We start from the raw sequence: 23,582 nt of genomic DNA, 5'->3' as shown, positions 1-23,582 counted from the left end.
CCGCCGCGCGGCCGTCGAGCGGAGAGGGGCTCCATGACCGAGACCGACGTGGCGGTCGCTGACCCGACGACACGCGAGCGCCCCTCCCAGCGGGTGCGCACGGACCTCGGCACGTGGGCCGTGCTCACCGTGCTCGGCACGGTGGGCACCTGGTCGGTCCTGCGGCTCGTCCCGGCCGAGCTGGCCGGTGCCTCCGTCGTGGCGGTACTGGTCGCCGGTGCGATCGCGACGGCCGTCGTGGCGTCGGCCTGGAGCGTCCTGGCGTGGCGACGCCCGGTGCCGCTGGTGCTGAGCGCCGCCAGCCTTCTCCTCGGCGGCACCGCCATGTCCTCGCTCCACGGCACCGCCTGGGGCTTCGACGGCGTGTACTCCGATGCCGGCTTCCGCACCCAGATGGTGACGCGGTACGCCGACTCCCCCGCCTTGGCGGACTACGGCTACGCCGGCCTCCCGGCCTACTACCCGCCGCTGTGGCCGTGGCTGCAGGGACGCGCCGCCGCGCTGCTCGACGTCCCGGGATGGACGGTGATGAAGCCGGCGCAGGTGTTGATGTGTCTGGTGCTGCCGACGCTTTCGTGGCTGCTGTGGCGCCGGGTGCTCTCCGACATGGTGGCGGCCTGGGTCGCCAGCGTCGTGGCCTCGGCGACCGTACTGGCACACAAGCCGGACGAGTGGCTGGTGCTGTGCCTGCTGCTCCCCTGGTGGCTCGAGGTCTGCCGCGGCATGGTCCGGGCCGACGCTGCGCCCTGGGGCGCCGCACGCCACGGCCTGGTGCTCGGCCTGCTGCTGCTGACCCACACGTACTTCTTCGCGCCCCTCGCCCTGGCCACCCTGCTGGGGATGCTGCTGGACCTGGTCCGGCGACGACCGGTGCACCCGGCTCCGCTGCGCGCGGTACGCATCGGCGCGGTGGGGCTGGTCGTGGCGTTGCCCACGTGGTGGCACCTGCTGGCGGGTGAGCTCGCCGGACTGCCGAGCGACGACCTGCAGCGACGGTGGAGCCCGCACGGCTTCGACGCACCCGCGATCCCGCTGCCCTACGACGCCCGCGGCGTGCTGGAGCTGGCCGGGCTGCTGTGGCTGCTCAGGCACGCCCGTCGCAGCCGACTGGCGGCGGCGCTTCTGCTCGCGCTCCTCGCCTCCTACGCCTTCATGGTCGGTGGACAGCTGCTGCAACCCCTGGGCGTCGCGCTGCTGCCCGAGAAGACCGAGGAGCTGAGCGAGGCAGTGCTGGCGGCTGCCGGGGTGCTGGGCGTCGCGGCGGCCGCAAGCTGGTGTCGCCGCCGCCTCGCCCGTCCCGGCACCGGCCGCGCCGCCCGAGCGGCGGCTGTGGGTGCCACCGCCCTGAGCATCGCGACGGGAGCCCTGGCGGTCACGGCCACGCTCGAGCGTGGCGTGGTCGCGCACGCCGGCGCCGCGCAGACGATGCGCTACCCCGACGGGTCCTTCCCCGCCGGTGGTGCAATCCCGGCCGATGAGAACTGGCATCCCTGGGGAGTGGCACCCGGGGCCGTGAGCGCCAGTGCCGCCCAGGTCGAGGCTGCCTGGCGAGAGCTGTCGGGTCGCCCCTTCCGATCGGGTGACGTGCTCGTCTCGTCGCGGGCCGACGTGCCGGCCCTGCGACCGGTGCACCTCTTCCTCAGCTGGAAGAGCATCTACTCCCACCCCCACGGCCGCTTCGAGTCCCGGTTGGCGGTGCTGCGACGGTTGCAGGAGTGCGAGGACGCCGCGTGCGCGCACCGCCTCCTGCGGGACAACCCACTCCAGGCGGTGGACGGTCTCGTGCTCAACCGGGACGACCGCGGCTACTACCTCAGTGTGACCATCGACGACTTCCCCGAGGCCTGGATCAGGCAGCGCGTCTCCCTCGACCCGGGCCTCTTCGCCTCCCCGGACTTCGAGGTGGTGGAGCTGGCACGCACCGCCGTCATCCTGGTGGCTCCATGACCTCTCCCCCGTAGGACAGAGGGCTTCACCACGCGGTGGGCCCGGCCGTCAGCGGTCCACGGCACGCCCAGCTACTAGGAGGCTTCGTGCCCGCTGGGCTCGCCGGCGATGTTAGTCAGGTGCGCCTGCAGCAGGAACCGCGCGAACTCCGTGTCGCTCACGCCCGCCCGTGCGGCGGCGCTGGCGAGTCGTGACGCCGCCTCGCGCACCCTGAGGCCGTACGCCGCGGCCAGGATGCCGGAGGCGAGGTCGACGTCCTTCTGCTCCAGCAGTCGATCCGGCGTGACGGCAGCCCTCACCCGGGTCTGGAAGCTGAGGTCGGCATTGGTCACCGCGTCGTCCGCCCACGCGCCACACGCCTGACCCAGGGCCGCGTGGTGCCCGTCGAAGGTGTCCGGAGCCTCGGCGTAGAGATTGGCGCCAGCCACCACCGAGCCCTCGTCGAGGATCGGCAGCGACAGCGTGCTGGCGACCCCCAGGTGCGCGGACGCGCGGGAGAACATCTGCCAGCGCTCCTCGTCGAGCGACGGCGCCGACCCGGCCTCCGTCGCCAGCGGCTCGGTGCGGTGCAGCGCCTCCACGCACGGACCCCCGTCGAGATACTGCACGGCGTCGAGGGTGGCCGCCAGACTGCCCTCGGCCGCCAAGGTGAAGGTGAGCTCGCTGTCCAGCAGCGACAGGCTCAGTGCCACGCAGCCGGGCGCGATGGCCCGCACCTGTTCGGCGATGAACAGCAACGAGCGCTCGACCCGGTCGTCGTCGAAGTCGCGCAGCAGCGCGAACGCCTCCTCGGTCGCCTCGATCGGACGCATCCCCGGGTTGGCCATCTCCTCGTCGCGCACGGCTCTCCATTACCCGGAAGCGGCCCCCTGACGCCCCGAAGTCGGTCGACCGCGATCGAGTGAGAGTCACGGCGACGGCGACCCGAGGACCATGCCCGCCGCCCCGGCCCCACGGCCGAGCCGCTGGCGGGCACATGACCACGTCCCACCGCCCCAGCGCGCGAGGCGCTGCCGTCCTTCGATCACATCGGGACTCTGTGCCTGGCGCGACGAGCCAATCTAGGCCACCATGGCGCCGCCCAGCCGGTCGACGAACTGGATGCCCTGCGGTGGGGCCGCAGCCAAAGGTCGTGCCTCGAGACGATCTCGGGCGCCGAACGCGTGGTGGCACCCACGACGGAGACGACCTGAGGTGGCCCGACTACGTTGGGCCTAACCTCAGCGGGATCTGTCCCCCACCTCCGTCACGACGGTGTGTGCCACCTCGCGGACTTTGAGGCCCTGCTCGTTGGACCACCGACGCAACAGCAGGCACGCGGCTGTCGCATCGATGCCGTAGCGCTCCATCAGCACGCCCTTGGCCTGCTCGAGCTCGGCGCGACTCTGGATCGCCTCGCGCAGGCCGTGCACCTCAAGACGCAGCTGCGGCAGAGACATCTCCTCGATCGTGGGCGGTCGGAGGTCGCCGCTGGTGCTGGCGACCAGCCGACACAGCTCACGGGCCACGACAAGAGCGGCGGCCTCCAGGCGGGCACGCTCGGCGGCACCGAAGAGTCGTGGCCCGACGAAGTGCAGCGCCAGGTAGCCGAGCAGGGCGCCTGTCGTGACGTCCTCGGGCAGCAGCAGCACCGCCGCTGCCTCGTAGGAGGTCTGCTCGTGTACCGCGATGGCTTGGGGGAAGGTGGCCCGCGTCTCCCGCTCGTCGTGCAGGTACGCCGCGGCCCCCGAGCGCAGCGCAGCGGGACCCGGCAACGACGCGGAGAGCGCCACGTAGCGGTAGTCGGCGGAGGTGACGCCGGGGAAGCCATCGTTGAAGGTGCTGACCCGGTCGCCGTCGAGCACGCCGAGGGAGAACCCAGCGGCGCCGCTCCTGGCGGTGAGGTCCTCCAGGAGCCCGAAGAAGTCGTCCCACCCGGCGGCACCGGTGAGGCGGCGTCGGCTGACCCGTCGGGTCATCATCGGTGCTCCTTCCGCGGCCGTCGGCGCACCGAGGCCCGCACGGCTCGCGTGGCGGCCTCGGTCCGGACCGAGCGTCGGGTCGGCGACCGCCCGCAGACGGTCGCCGACCTCCGGCTCAGCGTCCGAGACCGGCCTTGTCGATCTTGCGGTGGTAGCGCATGCCACTGAGGCCACCCACCACTGCTCCGGCCAGCGTCACCGCCAGGGCCGCGACCGCGGCCACGATCCCGCCGGTGGTCAGGTCGCCCTCGGAGACCGGGATCCGGGGGAAGCCGTCGAGGCGGGACAGCACGTTGAACTCGCTCCCCGCGACGACCGTCGCGATGGCGACCACGAGCGCGATGAGCAGCGCCCAGACCCACACCGCCATGCCCTGCTTGGCGCCGTTGAAGCGCGCCATCCTGCCGGCCACGTAGCCGCCGCAGAAGTAGGCCAAGAAGAGCACCACCAGCAGCGCGATACCGCTGACAATCCCGACCGTGCCGGCCTCCTGCTGAGCGGTCGACGTCGCCTCTCCAACGCTGGACAGCGTCCCGAGACCGACCGCGGCGCCGATCGCGCCGAGCGCGGCGGTCAGCAGCACCGCGGTGCCCATCGCCGTCAGCCATCCGAAGAAGGCTGCCCCCCATTTGATCCCACCGTAGGCGTCCTCCTGGCGGGCCTGCACCTCCCGGCACGTCGTCCTGCCGCGCTCGGCTGAACCGGTGTCGTCGACCACGTCGTCTCCGTCCGGGCGGCCCTTGCGGCCCCCGCCTGTGCCATGAGTGCTGCTCATGTCGTGCTCCTTGTCGTCTCGTCGTCCTCGTACGGGACGCTCAGCGGTCTTCGACGGTGCCGTCGACCTCGACCTGCTCCTTGCGGACCTGCTCGGACACCTGCGCCTGGTCGGTGTCCTGCTCCTTGCCGAGGCGAACCCGCTCGACAGGCTCGACACGCTTCTCCACCACGGGACGCTCCTCGAGCAGCACCACCTCGTGCTCCTCCTCAGAGATCGCAGGCCCCTCGGTGGCGTCGCCGATGTTGGCGTCCGTAATCGGCTCCCGCTCGAGCACGGCGCGCTCCTTGGTCACCGGGACCGTGACCTGCTCCTCCTCGGTGACGACGTACTTGCGCAGCCGGGCACGACCGGTCTCCTCGGTGCGTGTGCCCACGTCGAGTCGCTCCTCCGAACGCGTCATGGCCTCGTCGGTCGTGGGGCCTGAGACGTCATGACCCGTGCCGCCGAGCGCGTCGTCGCCCTGAGCATGGGTGCCGGTGGCCGCGAAACCCCGCTCGTGGTCGTCGACGTCCTGCTCTGGTGCAGCAACGGGCTGACCCCCCAGACCAGACTGGTCCGCGAGCACGGACTCGTCCGGCATGTCGGTGTAGGACATCTCGTAGTAGCGGTAGAGCTCGCGCTCCTCGTCCCGGCTCAGGTGCCCCTGCTCGACGGTGACATTGGGCGCGTCCTTGATCACGTCCTTGGTGAAGGGCAGAGCGAGGCCGTTGTCCTGTGCCGTTGCCTCGGCGACCGGCACAAAGCTCTCGCTGGTGCCGAAGAAGCCGGTGTTGACCGTGACGAACTCGGGGCGCCCCGACTCGTCATCGAAGAAGACCTGACCGATCTTGCCGACCTTGTCGCCGTTGCTGTCGTAGGCGTTCTGACCCACGAGCTCTCGTGCCTGATCCTGATCCAACATCAGCGGACCACCTTTCCAATGGGGCTCGGTTGTGAGGCACGACATACCCGGGACAGCGCCCCACATTCCGCATCCCGAGTGAATAGAAGCGCCTCGCATCAGTAGGGCGTAGCCGGGTATTACGCCGTAAACGTGCGGCTCGTCCGCAGACAATCGGAAGGACTCAACACATGAACATCGGCGACAGCTTCCAGCAGGCGGTGGACACGCTCTTCGCGTTCCTGCCGAACCTGCTCGGCTTCGTGGCCATCCTGGTGATCGGCTTCATCGTCGCCAAGATCGTGCAGGCCGTGGTGCGCAAGGTGCTGCAGAAGGTCGGCTTGGACCGGCTGCTGCACGACTCCGACGCCCATCAGTACGTGGAGCGCTTCATGCCCGGCGCCAGCCCGGCCAACGGCATCGCCCGCGTGGTTTTCTGGATCATCTTCGTCTTCTTCATCTTCTCGGCCATCGGTGCCCTGCGGATCCCTGCGGTCACCACCTTCATGAACCAGGTGCTGGCCTACCTGCCCAACGTGATTGTGGCCATCGTCATCTTCGTGGCCGCGGCACTCATCTCCGGCGCCGTCGCGGCCGGCATCGCCCGGATCATGGGCGACACCCCGACCGGCAAGATCGTCGCTGCGATCCTGCCCGCACTCGTGATGGTGATCGCGCTCTTCATGATCCTCGAGCAGCTGCAGATCGCGCCCGAGATCGTGCGCATCGCCTTCGCGGCGACGATGGGCGCCCTTGCCCTGGGGCTGGCGCTCGCCTTCGGCCTCGGTGGTCGCCCGGTCGCCCAACGACTGCTGGAGGACGCCTACGAGCAGGGCCGGCGCAGCAAGGAGCAGGTCAAGCGCGACGTGCGGACCGGACAGGCCCGCGCCGAGGACGACGCCCGCCAGGCGACGACGCGGGTGCAGCACGAGGCCGACGTCGACAGCGACCGCCGCTGATCCTGGGAGCACCCCTCGACCTGGGCGACGAGCGCCGCGGACCTCGAGGTCCGCGGCGCTTTCGCCTCTTCACCCCTGTCGGGCGTTGGGCGGCCGCCTATCGAGCCTTGCGACTGCTGGGCAGCTTGCCGGTGCGGACGATATCGGCAGCCACGACGCGCAACTTCTCGTTGCGATGGGAGGAGAGTCGGCACAGCAACGAGAAGGACTGGTCCTCGGTGAGGCCGAACTGCTGCATCACGATGCCTTGCGCCATCCCGATGAGGTGTCGCGAGGCGAGCGCCGTCTCCAGCCCGCTGACCTGCTGTGCCGCAGTCAGCGCATTGGTGACGTGAGTGGTCCACAGCAGCGCCCGATCGACCTCATCAGCATCGTGGAAACGCCCATCCACCGTGGAGTACAAGTTGATCGCACCGAAGGGCTCCCCCCGCGAGATGAGCCGCACGCTCAGCAGCGAGCGGACCCCGAGCCTGCCGGCTTCCGGCCCCCACCGTGGCCACCGCGGGTCGGTCGACACGTCGCCGCTGCGCAACCAGCCGCCTTCGGTGGCGGCCTCGACGCAGCGGCCTTCCTTCAGCGTGTACTGCAGCGCGTCCGCTTCCGAAGCCGTCTGCGAGGAGGACCCGAGCGTGAGGAACTGCTGGCGACGTGCCCGCACCGTGATGCTGGCGTGCTCGGCGTCGGGCACCACGTGCCTGGCCTGCAACAGCACGGTCCTGACCGTCGGCTCCTCGACACGCTCCTCGTGCAGCGCCGCCGCCAGATCCGTCAACAGCCGGGCTTGATCTTGCGTCATGGCCGCCTCCGCCCATGCCCGAGTCGCGACGTGGTCTCAGCCGCGGGCCCGACTTTACCCGCTCTGGGCTCGGCGAAGGGCCCTCTCCGATTGGATCGGTGGTGCTGCGGGTAACCCGCCGCTTCGCCACTACAGAGGAGAGAGCAGATGTCGGAGAAGAACACCGCAGCGCGCAGCGCGCACGACCTTGGCCTGGCCGCATGGTTCGGCGGTTCGCTGATGGGTGCGATCGGGCTGAACGGCGCGTGCGCCGAGGCCAAGGACCCCGCAGAGCGCGCCAAGCTGGCGGCGTACGGTTGGGCCAAGTGGACTCCCGTCAACACTGCGGCGATCGGCGTGCACGCCCTCGGTGGCCTCGGTCTCATCGGCGCCAACAAGGCCCGCCTCTCGGCTCAGCCAGGCGCTCGAGCCAACACCGTCAGCAAGGCGGCGCTCACCGTTGCCGCCATGGGCTTGACCGCCTACTCGGGCTACCTCGGCCGCCAGGTCGACAAGCACGGGCACGAAGGTGCCGTTGGCGCCACCGAGCCACAGGGCAACGCCAGCGAGGCCCTGGCCAAGGCGCAGAAGCAGCTGAAGATCACGCAGTGGGCGATCCCGGCCGTGACCGGCGTGCTGGTGGTGATGGGCGCTGCCCAGGGTGAGCAGCAGCGACCGCAGTCCCTGGTGCGCAACCAGCTCGACCGGCTGCCCGGCCGCTGAGCCACAGCCCGAGGAGCCACGTCGGCGCCGCACTGGGGGCGGCGCCGGCGTCTCCGTCTGTCGACTCGCACGGGCCCGTCGACCAACAACGTCAAGGCCGTACGAGCACCACCTTGCCGCACACCTGGGCCTCGGCGTGGGCGTGCGCGCGCGCGGCGTCCTCCCAGCCGTAGCTGCCGTCGAGCGGAACCCGGAGCCGTCCCTGGTCGACCAGCGTGGCCAGACGGGTGAGGTCCTGGGACCTAGCGGCGGTCATCACGGCGCTGACCCGACAACGCGACGGCGCAACCACGTCCGCCACGCGACGCGGCAGCCTTCGCGCGACCGCACCCACCAGCGCATCCGCCGCCAACGGCCGCACCGAGACCAGGACGCCGGCCTCCGGTTCCAGGATCGGCCTCGTGGCGGCAGCCGACCAGACGCCCGTGGTGTCAAGCACCACGTCGTAGCCCTCCCCCGCGTCGGCCGGGGTCGTGGCACGGTCGAGCAGGTCGTCAACGCCGAGGTCACGCAGGTAGCCCCAAGCCGAAGAGCGAGCCACGGCCGTGAGGCGGGCGCCCAGGATCGCCGCCAGCTGCACGGCGTAGGACCCGATCCCCCGGCCGCACCCACCACCAGAACCCGCGCACCAGGCCGTCGTTGGAGTCCCGCGCGGCCCTGCAGCGCCTGCAGCGCCGTCAGTCCCGCCAGCGGCAGCGCTGCCGCAGCCGCGACCGAGGCCGACTCCGGGGCCAGGGCGAGGCGGTCTTGTGCCACCACCAGCCGCTCGGCCAACCCGCCTCCACCATGCCCCAGCAGCCCCATCACCTGGTCACCGGGGACGAAGCCGGTCACCGACTCACCGCAAGCAAGCACGGTCCCGGCGATGTCGAATCCGGGCACGAACGGCAGGCGCCCCCACGTGGCCGCGGGCAGTTCGCCTCGTCGAAGACCAAGATCAGTGCCGTTCACGCTGCTCGCGGCCACCTCGACCAGGACCCTCTTCCCTGTGGGAGCCGCGGGCTCGGCCACCTCGTCGAGACGCAGCACTCCAGGGGACCCGTGGGCGTGAAAACGTACGGCGCGCACGGCTCAGCCGCCGCTCGCGTCAGCGCCACCGAACAGTGACCGCCCGGTGCGGCGCGACACTCCGGTCACCAAGCTGACCTGCCCCGAGGTCATGCACTCGTCACCTAGCTCAACCGGTCGGCCGACGGATCATGGGCGTCATCGGCCCGGCATCCCCCATCGACAGCGAGACACGCCCTGCCGGCTGGGCGGCGTCAGGCAGCTCGACCTCAGCAACTCGACTCAGGCAGGTCGACCTCTCGCGGGTCGACCTCACGCGGGTCGACCTCACGCGGGTCGACCTCACGCGGGTCGACCTCAGGCGGGTCGACCTCACGCGGGTCGACCTCAGGCGGGTCGAGGACCGAATCGACGGCGGGCAGCCCAAGCGTCGAGCAGGCACCGCGCGAGCCAACCCCTCGCTCAACGCTCTACCGTGCCCGTGCCCGTGCCCGTGCCCGTGCCATGCCGGGGGGAAGACAGCCGGGCGATGATGGCCGAGTCGTAGTAGGAGCGGAAACCCGTCAACGACTGCTCGTCTCCCTCCAGCACGCTCACGCCGGTGTAGCGGAAGTCGGCGCCGTTGGTCAGCGACCCCTCGCTGACCCACTCCAGGAGGGCGACGTCCTCACCGGTGACCGTGTGGCCGAACGTGGTTTCGACGTGGGCGAAGACCTCGCGGTAGCTCAGCCAGAACTCTTCGACACCCACTCCTCCACCCAGAGGGAGGGTCTCACCCGCCCGATGCAGCTCGGCGTCCGGAGCGAAGAGACTGACCAGCGGCCCGACTTGCCGCTCGTCGTGCAACACCTCCAGCGCCTCGATGAAGCGCTCGGTGATCCCGTGCATCCCTACCTCCTGTCGCGGATGCCGCCTTTTCTGTGCGGTCCACGCGTTGAGGTGCCCGCGGCGACCGCCTCCCTAACCTCCGCGGTCCAGGGCTCTCGGCATCTCCCCGTGCCAGGTCTGCCCATGCAGCAGCTTCACGAAATTCGCCCGCCGGCGTGTGGCCAGCGCCTACCGTGGGGTCCGAACCGCCCAGGACCAGGGCTCGACGCCTCCCCTCTCGGCGTCAGGACATGATCTCGCTGACGTACTTCAGCACCGCTGTGGCGACCTTCGACGACGACGAGCTCGACGAGCTGCTCGCGCATTCGCGCGCCCGTAACCACGACCGCGGGCTGACGGGCCTGCTGCTGTACGCCGACGGGCACTTCGTGCAGACACTGGAGGGCGAGGAGACTCAGGTGCAGCACACCTACGACCTCATTGCCGCGGACCCGCGTCACCGCGACGTCTTCACCACACTGCGCGACCAGATCGAGACCCGCAGCTTCCCGGACTGGTCGATGGGTTTCGACCGGCTGACCTCCGAGCAGGCGCACGACGTGCCGGGCTTCAGCACCTACCTGCGCGCTGACGCAACGACACCTGCCGCCACCGGCAGGTCTGGGGTGTTCCACCGCGTCTTCCGAGATCGGATGCGTCGCGTGTCCTACCGCGAGCTCGGCTCGTCCCACCAGGGCCAAGGCGCCTAGGCCGCACGCCCACCGGAGGCGGGACGGGGTCTCAGTCGGACGGCTCGACCGCCAGCTGGTGGGCGACGACGGGTGCGAGGTTGAAGTACTTCAGTCTTGCGCGGGAGTCCATGAGATCGAGCACCGTCACCGAACCCGGCTGCACCGGTACCAGGTGGTCGGGTCGGAGTCCTAGCAGCTGCCGGCAGACCGCGCGGATCGGTCCCCCGTGCGTGACCACCACGACGTGCTCGCCCTCGCGGGCGTCCGCTATAGCGGCCTCGACCCGCATGTGAAGCTCATGCTGCGGCTCCGCGCCGGGAGGCGAGTACGAGCCGGCTCGCCACGCCGCGTAGCTGCCGTTGCCCTCGGCTACCAGCTCGCCGCGGGTTCGCCCCGTCCAGCTGCCAAGGTCCGCCTCCTGCCAACGCTCGTCGACCACCGCGTCGTCCAGACCGAGCAACTCGCAGGTCTGACGCGCTCTTCGGAGCGGGGAAACAACGACACTCGGCCGGTCGACCTCGTCGCCCAGCACCGCACGAAGCACCGGGCGCAGGGATTCCGCCTGCATCACCCCGACCGGCGAGAGCGACACGTCGTGCCGACCCTGCAGCCGCCGCTCGGCGTTCCAGCTCGTCTCACCGTGCCGCACCAGGTAGAGACACCTCACGTGGGCACCCGCTGCCCGTCGGTGCCGAAGATGGCGTCGGGCGTGGCCGGCGTGGCGAGCCGCATCACGTCGCCGAAGCCCTCGCGCGGCTCGTCGGCAGTGGCCACGCTGACGCGGCGCCCCTGCGTCGTGCCCGACAGGATCCAGCGACCTGCCATCGGGCTCTTCTCCAGCACCTTCAAGGTCAACGACCCCTGCGGGTCCAGCCGCAGGCTCTCGGCGCGGTACATCAGCTCGGTGCCGTCGGGTCCCGGCAGCAGGTTGGCCGGTGGCGTCCCCATGAAGGTGGCGACGAAGGAGCTGGCCGGACGTGACACCAGCTCGTGGGGCGGTCCGAACTGCTCGACCCGTCCGTCACGCATCAGCGCCACGTGGGTCGCCATCGTCATCGCCTCCACCTGGTCGTGCGTCACGTACACCGACGTGGCACCGGTGGCGCGATGGATCCGCAGCAACTCGCTGCGGGTCTCGATGCGCAGCTTGGCGTCGAGGTTCGACAACGGCTCGTCGAAGAGCAGCACCCCGGGCTGAGGCGCGAGGGTGCGCGCGATCGCGACGCGCTGCTGCTGCCCGCCGCTGATCTCGCCGGGGTAGCGCCCCGCCAGCTCGTCGATCGCCAGCATCTGCATCACCTCCTGCACCCGCGCCTGCCGTTGCGGCTTCGGCCACTTCGCGATCTTCAGCGGCCACGCGATGTTGGCGTGCACGGTCATGTGGGGCCACAGGGCGTAGCTCTGGAAGACCAGGCCGGCGCCGCGTCTGGCCGGGGCGACGGTACGCCCGTCGTCACCGTCGGCGACGGTACGCCCGGCCAGCTCGATGCTGCCGCCCGACGGTGACTCCAGGCCCGCCAGCATCCGCAACGTGGTGGTCTTGCCGCACCCCGACGGTCCCAGCAGGACCAGGAAGGACCCTGCGGGCACCTCGAGGTCGACGGCGTCGACGGCGGTCACGCTGCCGAAGCGACGCGTCAGTCGCCGCAACCGGATCGCCGGCACTTCTGAGGTGGTCGGCTCGTCGGGTCCGTCGGGTCGCACGATCGGCTCAGCGGTTCGGGTCACTTCTCCACCCAGGGGTTGGGCCGCGCCTTGCAGACGGCGGGCGAGGACGGTCGCGGCCACGGAGATGGCGGCGATCATGACGGTGATGGCGTTGGCGAACTGGGCGAAGCCCTCGGTGGCGTAGCGGTAGGTCACCACCGACAGCAGGGGCGTCGCCGGCGTGACGAGCAGCACCACCAGGGACAGGTCGCGCACCATCTTGACGAAGACCAGCACGGCCCCGGCGAGCAACGACCGCGCGGCCAGGGGCACCACGATGCGGCCAGGCGCCGACCCAGACCGGCGCCGGCCATGGTGGCCGACTCCTCCAGGTCGCTGGCGATCTGGCCGACGGCGTTGCGGCCCGACTGCGAGGCGAAGGGCAGCGTGTACGCCGCTCCGGCGATGACGAGAATCGCGAAGGTCCCGTACAGCGCGGGCAGCGGCCCGATCGGGGCTCCGAACTGTGCGATGTAGGCGGCGCCGAGTGCGATGCCCGGGATCAGGAAGGGCAGGAAGCTCAAGGTGGTGAGGGCTTGGGTGACCGGGCGGGCGAAGCGTAGCCAGGTGCATCGCCGCCACGACCGCGCGATCCACGACCCCTGGGCGGTCGTGCGGGAAGCGCACGCCGGCACCGGTCATCCACACCAAGCGTGCGACCCCGGCCCCCCGCATCGCCTGCACCAGGTTGTCGGCGCCGCGCCGGAAGTCCGAGGACGCTCCGTCGCGAGTCGGGCCGGCGGCACTGATCACCGCGTCCACGACACCCCCACCACCCCGGACCAGCTCGTGCATCGAGTGCGTGTCGAGCAGGTCACCCGCCACCACGTGGACGTCCTCGCCCAGGCGCCTGAGGTCCGCGCGCGTCTCCTCAGGCCGCCGGGCCAGCACTCGCACCCGGTGCGACACGGCCGCCCGCTCCACGAGCAAACCGCCCGGTCCTGTCGGTTCCGCCGATGACCGCGATCTCCCTGTCAGTTAGACTGACACACATGAGCGGCGCAGACAACGCCCCCGTTCCCCCCTTGGCGCTGAGCCTCCTGCTGGCCGCAGAGCGACTCGACGCCACCCTGCGGGAGCGTCTCCACGCCGACGGGTGGCCGCTGCTCTCGCGCAACCAGTCGAGACTGATCGCCGAGGTCGACGCCCACCGCACCCAATCAGACCTCGCTCGACGCCTCACCATCAGCCGCCAGTCCGTCCACGTGATGGTGGCGCAGCTTCAAGCCCTCGGCCTACTGCACGACGGGCCAGGATCGGTGCAGCTGAGCCCCACGGGAGATGCTCTGGCGACGGCGGCCCGTGCACACCTTCACGCCCTCGAGGTGGAGCTGCAGCACTCGTGGGACGGCGGGTCGGTTCAGTCGCTGCGACGATCGCTCGCGGCGTGGCTCGCCGAGCCTCCCGGCACTCCGTGCGCGCACGAGCAACCGCGGGCCAGCCCGGTGACGAACACCGTGCACGAGCGGCCGCCGGCGCTGGGAGAAGACTGATGCAGTGAAGCGAGGGCATCGTCATCGAGCGTGCCGCACCCGACGTGCTTGCGGTGCTCCGTGACCAACGAGCCTTGTCGCAGTGGTCCACCTGGCCACGAGTGCGTGAGTACCACTGGCGCGTCGAGGGCGACGCCACCAGTCCCGGCAGCACGATCGTCTTCAGCAGAACCGACGACGTCGAGCTGGGGCGACACACCCTCAAGGCCGTCATACACGAGCGTGTCCACGTGCTGCTGCGCAGCCCCGGACCCAGCGGCGCGCCGCTCGTCGCCGAGGCCGGCTTCCGGGTCGAGCCCCTCGGCCCCGGGTGCCGCCACGTGCAGTTGGACTTCGAGGCCTCGCCGCCGCCCACGGCGCGACCATGGGCGCAACCGTGGAGGGCATGACGACGATCCCCCCGGCGTGCAGTGGGTCGGCACCTCCTGGGGAGGCCTGGTCGGAGTCGATGCCGCCCTGCGGCACCCTCGACGCCTGCGACACCCCGCGTGCCTCAACACCCCCTTCGGCTTCCGGCGACCGACCTGGTGGCGCCCGACGCCGTTGCCCGCCCTGGCGCGCGGCCTGGGGAGCACGTCCGTGTTCGCCGCCATGACCGCGCGCCGATTCTTCCTACCCGAAACGCGTCGCGGTACCGCCACGGCGGCGGCCACGCTGGCGCACCGCGAGACCTTCACGCAGGGCGACCGGCGCCAGCTGGCGAAGGCGTTGCGACTCGTCTTCGTCGACCGTGAGGACCTCACCGCCAGGTTGTCGGGTCTCACCACGCCCACCCTGGTGATCGCCGGGGCCAACGACCCTTCCTACCCGGTGTCCGAACAGCTCCGAGCCGCCCGACTGATCCCCGGAGCCGCCTTCAAGACCGTCCCCAGCGCCCACATCTCCGCCGTCGACGCTGGGGACGAGGTCGCAACCTTGCTCCGCCGCGCCTGGCGCGCCGACGTCGACCCTCCGCCTTCGGTGGGATGCCCCCGCCTCGGGCGGACCAGGACTGCCGCACTGAAGGACCAACGGCTCGAGCATCACCACGGACGACCCGACGACGATGCTGGTCGCGCTCGTCAGGGTTCGGACGGGGACTCCGCGCGCATCAGCGCGAGCCGGTCCAGCAGGTTCTCCAGCGACTCCTCGAACTCCACGGTGGCGTGGTCCTCGGAGAGCGCCGGTCGCAACGCCGCAACCACCGGGAAGCCTTGCAGTGAACCCGGTTCGATGGACCCGTCGTCGAGCACGTCGAGAGGGCCGACATCTGCACCGTGCTGGGCCACTTCGAGCAACAGGTGTCCCAACAAGAAGCTGGTGAATGCCCGATACGCCCGGACCGCTGCCTCGGGACTGAAGCCCTCGTCCATCAGGCCGGCAAGGAAACGCTCGACCCAGTGGAGGCTTCGCAACGGCGGACGCAACCATGGCGCCTCGGGAGGACGCGAGGTCACCAGCGGGAAGGCCTTCGGATTGGCTAACGCCACACGGCGCGTCCCGTGTGCCATCCGCTGCAGAAAGTCCTGCCACCCGTCGTGCGGCGCCATTAGCACCTCGACGTCGCCCTCCATCTGCGCCATCAACTCTTCGACCACGGCGTCCAACAGGTCTTCCTTGCCAGGCACGTAGCGATACAACGCCATCGCCTCCACCCCGAGCTGGTCTCCCAGACGACGCATCGTCAGGCTCGGCAGACCGTGCTCATCGATAAATGACACCGCCGCCCCGACGATGCGCGACCTGTCCAGACGCGGCCGCCCGGAACCGGGCCGCTCGCCTGCGCTGAGGTTCCCGTCTGCTTCGCCACTGCCATCCGCTGACATCGCACCTCCAATGCCGCGATCCTAGCCCTGGCCACGTCGTCAGCCGGCGTCACCCGGGGCTGCGCCGCGTCGTGCGCAGCCTCTGGACCAGCACATCTCGCTCCAACTCTGCCGCACCCTCGATACCCGCCTCGACGGCTACCGCCGTCAACTGACGGTCGGCAAGGTCGTCCAGGGTGCGTCGCACCGAATCGACCTCCACCCGCTCTTGCACCGTCCGCCTCTCATCCCTCACGACTCGACACAGCGACTCGGCCAAGCGTCGACGCCGCAGAGCCAGGTCCAATTGGCCGCCACGTCGACCCGCAACCCGCAACCTGCGTTCTCAGAAGCGGCGGCCGTCACGGCCCTCCGGCCCTGGCGTACCGTCGCTGACGCGCCCGCTCCCTCGGTGATCCTCCCAGGACGCGCCGACACGCTGCGCCTGTTCGCCAGGGCCGGAAGCGGCCGCCGCCTGTTCGCTTCAGGCGCGGCGCCTCCGCCTCGGCACGGGACAAATAGTCCTCCCACCGGTGCTGCATCGGCTTGATCAGCCCACCGCCCACGCCAATGACGATCACGCCACCGACCGTGGCCAGGATCGTCACCAGCACCGGCGTCGTCACCGTCGTCGCCACGCCGACCTGGTTCAGCGCCGCAACGATCCCGAGGAACAGGATGAAGACCGACGAGGCGCTGGCAAGGGCAGAACCGTATGAGAGACCACCCAGGGTGCCCTCGACCAGCGTCTTCAGCGCGGCAGCGATCGAAGCAGCCACGACCAGGATGATGATGGCGACGACCAGGCTCGGCAAGAACGTGATCACCCGCGTGAGCAGCTCACTGATTGGGTTCGGGCCGAAGACCCCGAACGCCAGCTGGAGCACGAACAGCACCAACGTGTAGTAGATCAGCTTGGCCACCACGTCGCTGGCGTCCATCCTGGAGTTCGCCAGCGCCCGCTTGACCCCGCCAGGCTCTACCGCTTCGTCAAAGCCGAACCGCTCCAGGAGCGAGCTGAGTCCCTTGGCGATGGCCTTGCCCGACAACCAGGATCAGCAAGAAGAGCACCAACTTGGGAACGAACTGCGCGATGGTGGTCGCACCGTCCCTGAAAGCGTCTGTCATCGCGGGTCTCCTCGTTGCGGTTTCGGTCGGCATGGCACTGAGTACTTGGGGGTCACTCGGTGGTCGCCCGGTGGTCACAGGGAGGGTCGACCGGACGAGCGCGGCCCCGGGTTGTACTGCGGGACGACCTCGCAAGTTTACGCCGTAAACCAACCAGACGATGGCGGCTTGTGCAAGACCTGCGCCGCGGATCGCCTCGCTCTCTGGCCTCACGCGCCGACTGGGCCACGTCAGTCATCCGGCGGAGGTGCCGTCGCTGCGTTTCGCGCCGGGGACGAAGTAGCGTTCGGGCCCCCCGGCCGCGCGCGGGCCTGACCTGAGCCACGACTGCAGTGCCGCGGCGTTGCGCCGCTCCATCTCGTCGAGGTACTGCTGCCGCAACGCCACGTACTCTGCGCGAGCCCCGTTCGTGTGGGCCTGGCTCAGCAGCACGTAGCTGCGCCGCCACGCGCGGCACAGCGCGACGTCGTCGAGCCCCTCGACCGGTTCAGCGAGCAAGGCGCGACGCAGAAGGTGCGAGCGGTGATCGTCCCTCGCCACTGCCTCGGCACTCCGCGGCGCTTCCCCTGCACGTCGCGACCCACCCGTAGCCCGCCCGGGCATGAGCTGCGTCGACAACCACTGCACCGACGGCGGACAGGTCAGCACCATCAGCAGCACCGCGGCGAGAGCCAGCCGACCCTCAACCGCACCGAGCACCGCAAGCGCCGGCCCCATCACCGCGGCCGCTCCCGCGGCCCGGAGACACGCCATGACCGCTTGCCTGGTCGCCACGTCAGCCCGGCCCGCCAGCGCTGATGCTTGCAGTGCTGTGCCTACCAACATCGCAGGCACAATCGACGCAGCGACGGCCGAAACCCCAAGCACAACGACGGCGAGCGCGGCGAGGGGCAGGCACAGCAGCGCCCACCACAGCCACCACCGACGCCAAGTGCGGTCCGGATCACCCGAGATCGGCCGCAGCATTCGCTCCCCCAACCTCCCCATCCTTGCAGGGTCCCGACCAGGCTTCACCCATCACCCGTAGACGGGGTGGGCGAGCCCGCCCGCCGACCTCAAGCGCCTTGTGCAAGGGGCCTCCTCCTGACGATGGGTGTCGCCCCGAGTACCGCGATCTCCGACACGTAAACCTCCACCACACCGGTGTCTGCGCCTGCGGGACAGGCCTCACCCCCACCTTGGGCGGGGCAGCCCGGACCTTTGGCGGAGCAGCCGGACGACCCGGGACACCGGGTGATAGCGAAATGCCATCGGCCGTGCGCGAACCGCCGCATCGGGTAAGGCCCGATATGCCCATCGACGCCCTGGAACCGCATCCCCTCGTACGCCTGCTCGGCAAGCGCCCCTCCGACTTCACCGCAGACGACCTCGTCCGCGTCGTCGATCACTGGGGTCTGCGTCAGGTCAACCTGCGCTACGTCGCCGGCGACGGCCGACTCAAGACGCTCGCCTTCCCGATCAACTCCCGCGACCACCTGCGCGAGACCCTGACGCGGGGAGAGCGCATCGATGCTTCGAGCGCGTTCCCCGATGCCGACGCCGATGCCAGCGATGTCTACGCCGTCCCTCGCCACCGCACCGCCTTCCTCAACCCGTTCGGTGTGCAACGCTCGCTCGACGTGCTGTGCTCGCTCTACGCCGAAGACGGCCGGCCGCTGAGCTACGCCCGCGAGCAGGTCCTGCGGCGGGCCTCCGCGGCGCTGACCGCGGAGAGCGGCATGACCCTCGAAGTCTTCGGCGAGCTCGAGTACTACCTCGTCGAGGACCGCGACGTGCTCTTCCCGCTGGAGCCGGAGCGCGGCTACCAGGAATCCGGTCCCTTCGCCAAGGGACAGCAGGTCCGCGAGCAGGTGATGGGGCACCTGAACACCATGGGCATCTCGCTGAAGTACGCCCACGGCGAGGTGGGCAACATCCTCGAAGACCACCGACAGCTAGCGCAGCATGAGATCGAGCTGCAGCCGATGCCGCTGGAGCAGGCCGCGGACGCCCTGGTGATCGCCAAGTGGGTGGTGCGTGAGGTCGCTCACGCTCACGGCGCCGAGGCCACCTTCGCTCCCTCGGTCAGCAGCGGCGGCGCCGGCAATGGCCTCCACGTCCACAGCCGTCTCGTGCGCGACGGTGTCAACACCATGGTCGACCGGGACGGCATCAACGATACCGCCCGCCGGCTGATCGCCGGTTACCTGACTGCAGCACGCGCCCTCAGCGCTCTCGGCAACCGCGTCCCCACCTCCTTCCTGCGCTTCAGCGACGGCGAGGAAGCTCCAGACGCCATCTGCTGGGGCGAGCGAGACCGCACCGGACTGGTACGCGTCCCACTGGCGTGGACCGGTGACGTGCTGCCGACGATGCTCGCTCACGCCAACCCCAGCGAAGATGTCCAGCCCGCCGCCGCAACAGACCTGCTGGCCGGGACGCACCCGCAGACCATCGAGCTCCGTCTGGCGGACGGGTCGGCCGATGTGCATCTCCTCCTAGCAGGGATGGCCGTCGCGGCTCGGCACGGCCTGGCCGCAACCGACAGTCTCGACCAGGCCACCCGGATGAGCACCAAGAGTGGCACCGACTTCGAGGCCCTCCCCTCGTCCTGCACCGAAGCCGCGGACGCACTAGAGGCGCAGCGCTCCATGTTCGAGGCCGACGACGTCTTCCCAGCGAGTCTCGTCGACGCGCTCCTCCGCGAGCTCCGCACCTTCGACGCCGACGACGACCCCTCTCAGGGCGCCTCACGGCAGCAGGACCTGATCCGCCGACACTGGCACATCGGATGAGCACCACGGCCAAGTTCGGGCCGCCCCAGGACCGGGCCAACGCACTCAACCTACCGGGCACGCCTTCCACCACTGAGGAGTCGGGAGAGTAACGCGACGTCAGACGACCGCGGCGGCACTCCGCCAGTGCGCGCAGGCGTGGCCGCAGCCCACCCGGGTAAGCCCCTTCAGGCCACGGCCTGTCCCGCCGTGGCACAGGAGGACCGACGTGCCCGAGCGTGAGCCCGGCTGGTACCGCCAAGCCATCTACAGCCAACACAACCGGTACTGGGACGGGGAGCGGTGGACCCGCTCGTCAGCCGATTTCGCGTCCACGCGCCTGCCCCTGGGTCGACCGCGTCGTGTCGAAGCACCCCTCGCCGTTCCCGGAGACCTCACCCGGGTCGAACCTCGGTAGAGCGACGCACGCGGCGATGCGCGCTGCACGCCACGATGCGGCCGGCGCCTCGGGCAACGGGCTTTGTCAGCGAGCCGGACCGGCATCGTCAGGGAGGTCTGACTCGAGGTCCCCCAGGACAGAGTCCATTACCGCGTCTACCCATCGCGACGTCGGCTCTGCCAAGAGGTCGAGCCGGGCCGAGGCCACCCGGTCGGCCAGGGGGCCGACCTCGCCGCCCGCGGCACGCACCAAGGCGGCCATGCCCATGTTGTCGGCCAGCATTTCCATCACAAAGAAGCGCACCCCGGATGCGACAGCCCGCGCGACCAACATCGCGAGCAGCACTGAGGCCAGACCGCGACGCTGCCATGCGTCGGCGATGGTCAGCGCGAGGTCAGCCTCGAGGGGCCGGACGTCGTCACGAATGAAACGGGCGACACCGACGACGTCGCCCGATTTCCCGCCAGCCAAAGCCAGCAACGCGTGGTGTCGGACATGATCCAGGTCGGCCAGCTGGCGAGCTCGAGCATCGGTGAGGAAGGGCGTCCCCGTCATGAACCGCTGGTGGCGCGAGCGCTCCGACAGTTGCGAGAAGGCCCGCTGCAGCCCGGCGGCGTCGTCCGTGCGGACCGGTCGGATCCAGACCTCGGGGCCATCGCTGAGCCGGAAACGCTGCCCCTCACGCCTCATGCGGCAGTCCGGCGCAGGGCGTCCGTCGTGCCGACTCGAGGACCTAGGTGAGGGTCGGCGCGGCTGCGCCCTGCCCGACGACCCGAGAGCGTGCGGTCAAGCATCTCACCACCTCCAGACCACTCCCTCTTGCCCCGCTGGCCACACCCGCTCGGCGCGTCATCATGGCAGGTTGCGGCGCGATTCAGCTCCCACCGGGACCCGCAGTCCCAGCGCCGTCATCTGTTGTCTCGCCAGCTCCGCCGTCACCTCGCGATCACCGCGGCGCCACGCCCCCGCGGCACCAGGCGAGCGGCGTGACAGCGCGCCGAGTGACTCGGTTGTCAGCGCCCGCAACGCCAGCAGTTCCAGGTCGCCGTCACGCCACAGCCGTCGGGAGGCGGATGCTGCCAGCAAGAAGCTGGTTCGCCACACCAGCCAGCGGGGCAGCACCAACAGCACCCCCACCAGCACCACCATCACCCCGAGCCACGTCCCCAGCGTGTCGATCGTCTGTGCCGCCTCGGCGCCTGACGAGGCAAGTCCTCGGGAGGCACCGGCGGCAGCATCGAAGGGGGCACGGACGTCATCGCCGACCAGGGGCGTGCGACCGAGCGCCTCCCCCGCGCCGGCCAGGTTGTCGGCCAGACTCCCGCCGGCAGCCTCGGTGCGGCGCACCTGCCTCGCGGTCGCATCGACGCTGTCGTCGACGCGCCCCCCGACCTCGACCACCACCCACACCCATGTCACCACGGCAAGATCGGCAGCCATCTGCCACACCCGACGAGGCCCTTGCTCGGCATAGAACTTCACGCCGCGCAGGTACCCAGACCCGACGACCACGCTCCCGAGCACGACGCCCGGCGCCGAGCGACCGCCGCTGAGCGACATGCGCGGCTGCAGTAGCAACCACCCTGTTTACGTGGTAAACAAGGCCAGGGTTTCGTCGTCAAGCAGGAGCGTCGGCCCAGCCTTACGCTGAAAGAAACGGCGTGCTCACGGCGTCCACCCGCCGCTCCCCCCACGGCAGCGCAGGTCCGGACGCGATCTCACGAAGAGCGTGGTACCCATGACGACCCCTCCACCCACCGACACCTCCCACAACGACGGCGGCGCAGCCTCGGCGGCGGCGCAGCCAAAGTCGCACGACGTGCAACGGCGTGAGCGCGACGAGCGCACCGCCGCGCTGGTCGCCCGCCTTCGCGAGTGCTCCGACCCCACGGAGGACGCGTCGATCCGCCACGAACTCATCGCCATCAATCTGCCTCTGGCTCGACTGCTGGCCCGCCGCTACCGCCACCGAGGCGAGTCACAAGACGATCTTGAGCAGGTCGCCTGCGTCGGTCTCACCGAGGCGGCGCATCGATTTGACCCAGTGCTGGCCCACTCCTTCCACAGCTTCTGCGTCCCCACCATCCTGGGTGGTCTTCGACGCCACTTCCGCGACCGCGGCTGGACCGTACGACCCCCGCGCAGCATGCAAGAGCTGCAGCATGCCACCCACCGGGCGCAGGCAGAGCTAGAGAGACAGCTCGACCGCAGCCCCACCATCGGCGAGCTCGCCACCCACCTCGACCGCGATCCCGAGGACATCACCGAGGCGCTGACCCTGCACAGCTGCTACTCGCCGCTGCGCCTGGACCTGCCCGTCGGCCCCGAGCGAGACGCCCCGACCCTCGGTGAACTGCTACCGGGCGGCAACGCGGAGTCTGGCGCCGTCGAGGCGCGCGTCATGCTGGCGTCGGCCGTGCGCAGCCTCAGTGAGCGGGACAAACGGATCGTGCAGCTGAGGTTCTTCCACGGGCTCACCCAGCGTGAGATCGCCGAGGACATCGGCGTCACCCAGATGCAAGTCTCACGACTGATCGCCCGCATTCTCAACGACTTGCGACGCTCCCTGGGTCCCCTTGAGGAACCTCCCACGCAGCTCGCCGCGCCCCGCCAACCCGGACGACCAGACCCAAGCCCGCAGCGGCCCCGGCACCAGCCCCCCAACAACCCCCCCGATCCCCGGACCGATCCCCGGACCGATCCCCGGACCGATCCCCGGACCGTACGCGCCTGGGCCGCCACACAGCGCATCGTCATCCCCCCGCGCGGCAGGATCCCCAAGCGCGTCTGGGCCCAATACGAGGCCGCGTGCTGACCACGGTGCCGCGTGCCCATCAAGGCACCCGCCCCCCGGCGCGGGACGACCACTCGGTTCCGGCTGGGGGCTGGGCTCGCGATCCTGCTCCTGGCGACGGCCTGCACGACTCCACCCCAGGCGCGAGCCCCCGCCGGGGCTGCCGTCCACTCCCGCACCTTGGACGCTCTCGACCTGGCCGTGGTGAGCGAGGACGGCCGTCTCGGCACCCTGGTCGGCACCCTGGTCAACAAGACGGAGACACCGGACGCGCTGATCGACGTCACCGTGAAGTCCTCGCGCGGAACCACCCGAGCAGCGCTACTGGAGGGCCCGGTCTCGCTGCCCGCCGGCAAACGCGTCAACCTCTCGGTCCCCCCGCGGATCGCCGTCTCGGGAAACTTGCCGCAAGGGCGGTTCGTGACAACGACCCTGACCTTCCGAAAGTCGGCGGCGCTCTCGACCCCGACCCCCGTGCAGCCACGCACCCGCCAGCATCGCGACGTGGTCATCCCGCAACCGCGCGAGTCCACGGTGGGTTGACACCGGTAGGCATCGGCCTACGGGACATCCGCACATGCCGATGTGCGGGAGTCACAGCGAGGTGCATTCTGAGTTGTCGTTGACGCGCCCTTGAACTTGCCGATTTCTATAGGACCGAACGCCCATGAGCGGTTGGCGGCGTGCCGATCGTTCAAGGTACGGGCTGTCCGGGTGGGGTCAGCGCGGCGAGGACGGTCGAACGGATGAGAGCTGGCGCTCTGTCGGCGGCGAGTTCACCGCGGTGAACGGCACCGGAGGCAGCGTGGATGACGCCGGGACTGCTGCACGGACAGGTGACATCTTGACCTGACCTACATCCTGGGTTCCAGATTTGGTGGCTAACTGACGGCCTTCACGAAAGGCTGAGAGCCATGCCTCGTCCCTATCCGC

24 protein-coding genes and 2 pseudogenes are annotated in these 23,582 nt (G+C 70.2%); 10 read left to right on the top strand and 16 right to left on the bottom strand.

The annotated features are described in order from the left end of the window. Window positions 1–33: 33 nt before the first annotated feature. Window positions 34–1,947 carry an arabinofuranosyltransferase gene (locus tag IG63_RS0120030; RefSeq protein WP_030486105.1) on the top strand — a complete coding sequence of 638 codons (1,914 nt, stop codon included), beginning with the start codon at window positions 34–36 and terminating at the stop codon, window positions 1,945–1,947. Window positions 1,948–2,021: 74 nt separating this feature from the next. On the opposite strand, the gene IG63_RS0120025 is transcribed toward IG63_RS0120030, so the two are convergent. The 4 genes from IG63_RS0120025 to IG63_RS0120010 form a co-directional block, all read right to left on the bottom strand. Further along, window positions 2,022–2,789, bottom strand: coding sequence for a GAF domain-containing protein (locus IG63_RS0120025; protein ID WP_030486104.1), 768 nt, complete (start codon window positions 2,787–2,789; stop codon window positions 2,022–2,024). Window positions 2,790–3,167: 378 nt separating this feature from the next. Then, the gene (locus IG63_RS0120020; RefSeq protein WP_030486103.1) at window positions 3,168–3,908 is read right to left on the bottom strand and encodes an ANTAR domain-containing protein; all 741 of its coding nucleotides are present in this window, start codon (window positions 3,906–3,908) and stop codon (window positions 3,168–3,170) included. Window positions 3,909–4,023: 115 nt separating this feature from the next. Beyond that, window positions 4,024–4,626, bottom strand: coding sequence for a hypothetical protein (locus tag IG63_RS0120015; protein WP_051707349.1), 603 nt, complete (start codon window positions 4,624–4,626; stop codon window positions 4,024–4,026). Window positions 4,627–4,723: 97 nt separating this feature from the next. Next, window positions 4,724–5,587: a DUF2382 domain-containing protein gene (locus IG63_RS0120010; RefSeq protein ID WP_030486101.1), complete on the bottom strand. Its 864-nt coding sequence runs from the start codon at window positions 5,585–5,587 to the stop codon at window positions 4,724–4,726. Between the two features lie 170 nt (window positions 5,588–5,757). On the opposite strand from IG63_RS0120010, the gene IG63_RS0120005 reads away from it, so the two are divergent. Next, window positions 5,758–6,525 carry a mechanosensitive ion channel family protein gene (locus IG63_RS0120005; RefSeq protein WP_051707347.1) on the top strand — a complete coding sequence of 256 codons (768 nt, stop codon included), beginning with the start codon at window positions 5,758–5,760 and terminating at the stop codon, window positions 6,523–6,525. 97 nt (window positions 6,526–6,622) lie between these two features. Here the strand turns inward: IG63_RS0120005 and IG63_RS22920 are convergent, their stop codons facing one another. After that, window positions 6,623–7,321, bottom strand: coding sequence for a GAF and ANTAR domain-containing protein (locus IG63_RS22920; RefSeq protein ID WP_030486099.1), 699 nt, complete (start codon window positions 7,319–7,321; stop codon window positions 6,623–6,625). Window positions 7,322–7,468: 147 nt separating this feature from the next. On the opposite strand from IG63_RS22920, the gene IG63_RS0119995 reads away from it, so the two are divergent. Beyond that, a complete protein-coding gene (locus IG63_RS0119995; RefSeq protein WP_030486098.1) occupies window positions 7,469–8,023 on the top strand; it encodes a hypothetical protein in 555 nt (184 codons plus the stop codon). Window positions 8,024–8,114: 91 nt separating this feature from the next. Here the strand turns inward: IG63_RS0119995 and IG63_RS0119990 are convergent, their stop codons facing one another. Together IG63_RS0119990 and IG63_RS24045 are read right to left on the bottom strand one after the other, a co-directional pair. Continuing rightward, the gene (locus IG63_RS0119990) at window positions 8,115–8,603 is read right to left on the bottom strand and encodes a zinc-binding dehydrogenase (protein ID WP_030486097.1); all 489 of its coding nucleotides are present in this window, start codon (window positions 8,601–8,603) and stop codon (window positions 8,115–8,117) included. 158 nt (window positions 8,604–8,761) lie between these two features. Further along, window positions 8,762–9,034: pseudogene (locus IG63_RS24045) on the bottom strand (alcohol dehydrogenase catalytic domain-containing protein); the annotation flags it as partial. Window positions 9,035–9,222: 188 nt separating this feature from the next. Here IG63_RS24045 and IG63_RS24040 point away from each other — a divergent pair. Beyond that, the gene (locus tag IG63_RS24040; RefSeq protein WP_036196330.1) at window positions 9,223–9,564 is read left to right on the top strand and encodes a pentapeptide repeat-containing protein; all 342 of its coding nucleotides are present in this window, start codon (window positions 9,223–9,225) and stop codon (window positions 9,562–9,564) included. On the opposite strand, the gene IG63_RS0119980 is transcribed toward IG63_RS24040, so the two are convergent. After that, window positions 9,494–9,919: a nuclear transport factor 2 family protein gene (locus tag IG63_RS0119980; RefSeq protein WP_051707341.1), complete on the bottom strand. Its 426-nt coding sequence runs from the start codon at window positions 9,917–9,919 to the stop codon at window positions 9,494–9,496. The two genes, IG63_RS24040 and IG63_RS0119980, sit on opposite strands and share 71 nt — an antisense overlap. Window positions 9,920–10,149: 230 nt before the next feature. Here IG63_RS0119980 and IG63_RS0119975 point away from each other — a divergent pair, with 230 nt between their 5' ends. Then, window positions 10,150–10,608, top strand: a complete 459-nt coding sequence (locus IG63_RS0119975; protein WP_051707338.1) for a BLUF domain-containing protein — start codon at window positions 10,150–10,152, stop codon at window positions 10,606–10,608. 31 nt (window positions 10,609–10,639) lie between these two features. Here IG63_RS0119975 and IG63_RS0119970 read toward each other — a convergent pair whose 3' ends face one another. The 3 genes and pseudogenes from IG63_RS0119970 to IG63_RS24035 form a co-directional block, all read right to left on the bottom strand. Next, complete coding sequence (locus IG63_RS0119970) at window positions 10,640–11,257, bottom strand: histidine phosphatase family protein (protein ID WP_030486094.1); 618 nt, start codon at window positions 11,255–11,257, stop codon at window positions 10,640–10,642. Then, window positions 11,254–12,573: an ABC transporter ATP-binding protein gene (locus IG63_RS23415; protein ID WP_245604525.1), complete on the bottom strand. Its 1,320-nt coding sequence runs from the start codon at window positions 12,571–12,573 to the stop codon at window positions 11,254–11,256. Before IG63_RS23415 ends, IG63_RS0119970 begins: the two co-directional genes overlap by 4 nt. Before the next feature lie 351 nt (window positions 12,574–12,924). Then, a pseudogene (locus IG63_RS24035) lies at window positions 12,925–13,221 on the bottom strand (NAD(P)H-binding protein); the annotation flags it as partial. 68 nt (window positions 13,222–13,289) lie between these two features. On the opposite strand from IG63_RS24035, the gene IG63_RS0119950 reads away from it, so the two are divergent. Together IG63_RS0119950 and IG63_RS0119945 are read left to right on the top strand one after the other, a co-directional pair. Beyond that, window positions 13,290–13,790, top strand: coding sequence for a MarR family transcriptional regulator (locus IG63_RS0119950; RefSeq protein WP_169741841.1), 501 nt, complete (start codon window positions 13,290–13,292; stop codon window positions 13,788–13,790). 101 nt (window positions 13,791–13,891) lie between these two features. Continuing rightward, window positions 13,892–14,179 carry a hypothetical protein gene (locus tag IG63_RS0119945; RefSeq protein ID WP_030486090.1) on the top strand — a complete coding sequence of 96 codons (288 nt, stop codon included), beginning with the start codon at window positions 13,892–13,894 and terminating at the stop codon, window positions 14,177–14,179. Window positions 14,180–14,851: 672 nt separating this feature from the next. Here the strand turns inward: IG63_RS0119945 and IG63_RS0119940 are convergent. The 3 genes from IG63_RS0119940 to IG63_RS0119925 form a co-directional block, all read right to left on the bottom strand. Beyond that, on the bottom strand, window positions 14,852–15,595 hold the full coding sequence (locus IG63_RS0119940; protein WP_030486089.1) for a TetR/AcrR family transcriptional regulator C-terminal domain-containing protein: 744 nt from the start codon (window positions 15,593–15,595) through the stop codon (window positions 14,852–14,854). A gap of 341 nt (window positions 15,596–15,936) precedes the next feature. Next, window positions 15,937–16,623, bottom strand: coding sequence for a mechanosensitive ion channel family protein (locus IG63_RS21140; protein WP_051707334.1), 687 nt, complete (start codon window positions 16,621–16,623; stop codon window positions 15,937–15,939). A gap of 313 nt (window positions 16,624–16,936) precedes the next feature. Beyond that, window positions 16,937–17,668 carry a hypothetical protein gene (locus tag IG63_RS0119925; RefSeq protein ID WP_030486087.1) on the bottom strand — a complete coding sequence of 244 codons (732 nt, stop codon included), beginning with the start codon at window positions 17,666–17,668 and terminating at the stop codon, window positions 16,937–16,939. A 323-nt stretch (window positions 17,669–17,991) separates the two neighbouring features. Here IG63_RS0119925 and IG63_RS0119920 point away from each other — a divergent pair, with 323 nt between their 5' ends. Next, window positions 17,992–19,476: a glutamine synthetase beta-grasp domain-containing protein gene (locus tag IG63_RS0119920; protein ID WP_030486086.1), complete on the top strand. Its 1,485-nt coding sequence runs from the start codon at window positions 17,992–17,994 to the stop codon at window positions 19,474–19,476. Window positions 19,477–19,939: 463 nt separating this feature from the next. On the opposite strand, the gene IG63_RS21900 is transcribed toward IG63_RS0119920, so the two are convergent. Together IG63_RS21900 and IG63_RS0119910 are read right to left on the bottom strand one after the other, a co-directional pair. Continuing rightward, window positions 19,940–20,545, bottom strand: a complete 606-nt coding sequence (locus tag IG63_RS21900) for a GNAT family N-acetyltransferase (protein WP_051707333.1) — start codon at window positions 20,543–20,545, stop codon at window positions 19,940–19,942. Between the two features lie 162 nt (window positions 20,546–20,707). Further along, window positions 20,708–21,337: a hypothetical protein gene (locus IG63_RS0119910; RefSeq protein WP_157210319.1), complete on the bottom strand. Its 630-nt coding sequence runs from the start codon at window positions 21,335–21,337 to the stop codon at window positions 20,708–20,710. 256 nt (window positions 21,338–21,593) lie between these two features. Here IG63_RS0119910 and IG63_RS0119905 point away from each other — a divergent pair, with 256 nt between their 5' ends. Beyond that, window positions 21,594–22,670 (top strand): sigma-70 family RNA polymerase sigma factor, encoded by a 1,077-nt coding sequence (locus IG63_RS0119905; RefSeq protein WP_051707329.1) that lies wholly within the window; start codon window positions 21,594–21,596, stop codon window positions 22,668–22,670. A gap of 159 nt (window positions 22,671–22,829) precedes the next feature. Next, complete coding sequence (locus IG63_RS0119900; RefSeq protein ID WP_157210318.1) at window positions 22,830–23,192, top strand: hypothetical protein; 363 nt, start codon at window positions 22,830–22,832, stop codon at window positions 23,190–23,192. Window positions 23,193–23,582: the final 390 nt, after the last annotated feature.

The organism is Nocardioides aequoreus, from assembly GCF_000720335.1.
Lineage (GTDB): Bacteria > Actinomycetota > Actinomycetes > Propionibacteriales > Nocardioidaceae > Marmoricola > Marmoricola aequoreus.
Note: the sequence above shows the minus strand (reverse complement) of the source record. Positions and strands in the feature narration are given on the sequence as shown.

Bases quoted from the DNA above. Each gene is read 5' to 3' on its own strand.
- IG63_RS0120030 (WP_030486105.1), top strand. From the start codon at position 34: ATGACCGAGACCGACGTGGCGGTCGCTGACCCGACGACACGCGAGCGC.
- IG63_RS0120020 (WP_030486103.1), bottom strand. From the start codon at position 3,908: ATGATGACCCGACGGGTCAGCCGACGCCGCCTCACCGGTGCCGCCGGG.
- IG63_RS0120010 (WP_030486101.1), bottom strand. From the start codon at position 5,587: ATGTTGGATCAGGATCAGGCACGAGAGCTCGTGGGTCAGAACGCCTAC.
- IG63_RS0120005 (WP_051707347.1), top strand. From the start codon at position 5,758: ATGAACATCGGCGACAGCTTCCAGCAGGCGGTGGACACGCTCTTCGCG.
- IG63_RS22920 (WP_030486099.1), bottom strand. From the start codon at position 7,321: ATGACGCAAGATCAAGCCCGGCTGTTGACGGATCTGGCGGCGGCGCTG.
- IG63_RS0119995 (WP_030486098.1), top strand. From the start codon at position 7,469: ATGTCGGAGAAGAACACCGCAGCGCGCAGCGCGCACGACCTTGGCCTG.
- IG63_RS24040 (WP_036196330.1), top strand. From the start codon at position 9,223: ATGGGCGTCATCGGCCCGGCATCCCCCATCGACAGCGAGACACGCCCT.
- IG63_RS0119980 (WP_051707341.1), bottom strand. From the start codon at position 9,919: ATGCACGGGATCACCGAGCGCTTCATCGAGGCGCTGGAGGTGTTGCAC.
- IG63_RS0119975 (WP_051707338.1), top strand. From the start codon at position 10,150: ATGATCTCGCTGACGTACTTCAGCACCGCTGTGGCGACCTTCGACGAC.
- IG63_RS0119950 (WP_169741841.1), top strand. From the start codon at position 13,290: ATGAGCGGCGCAGACAACGCCCCCGTTCCCCCCTTGGCGCTGAGCCTC.
- IG63_RS0119940 (WP_030486089.1), bottom strand. From the start codon at position 15,595: ATGTCAGCGGATGGCAGTGGCGAAGCAGACGGGAACCTCAGCGCAGGC.
- IG63_RS0119925 (WP_030486087.1), bottom strand. From the start codon at position 17,668: ATGCTGCGGCCGATCTCGGGTGATCCGGACCGCACTTGGCGTCGGTGG.
- IG63_RS0119920 (WP_030486086.1), top strand. From the start codon at position 17,992: ATGCCCATCGACGCCCTGGAACCGCATCCCCTCGTACGCCTGCTCGGC.
- IG63_RS21900 (WP_051707333.1), bottom strand. From the start codon at position 20,545: ATGAGGCGTGAGGGGCAGCGTTTCCGGCTCAGCGATGGCCCCGAGGTC.
- IG63_RS0119905 (WP_051707329.1), top strand. From the start codon at position 21,594: ATGACGACCCCTCCACCCACCGACACCTCCCACAACGACGGCGGCGCA.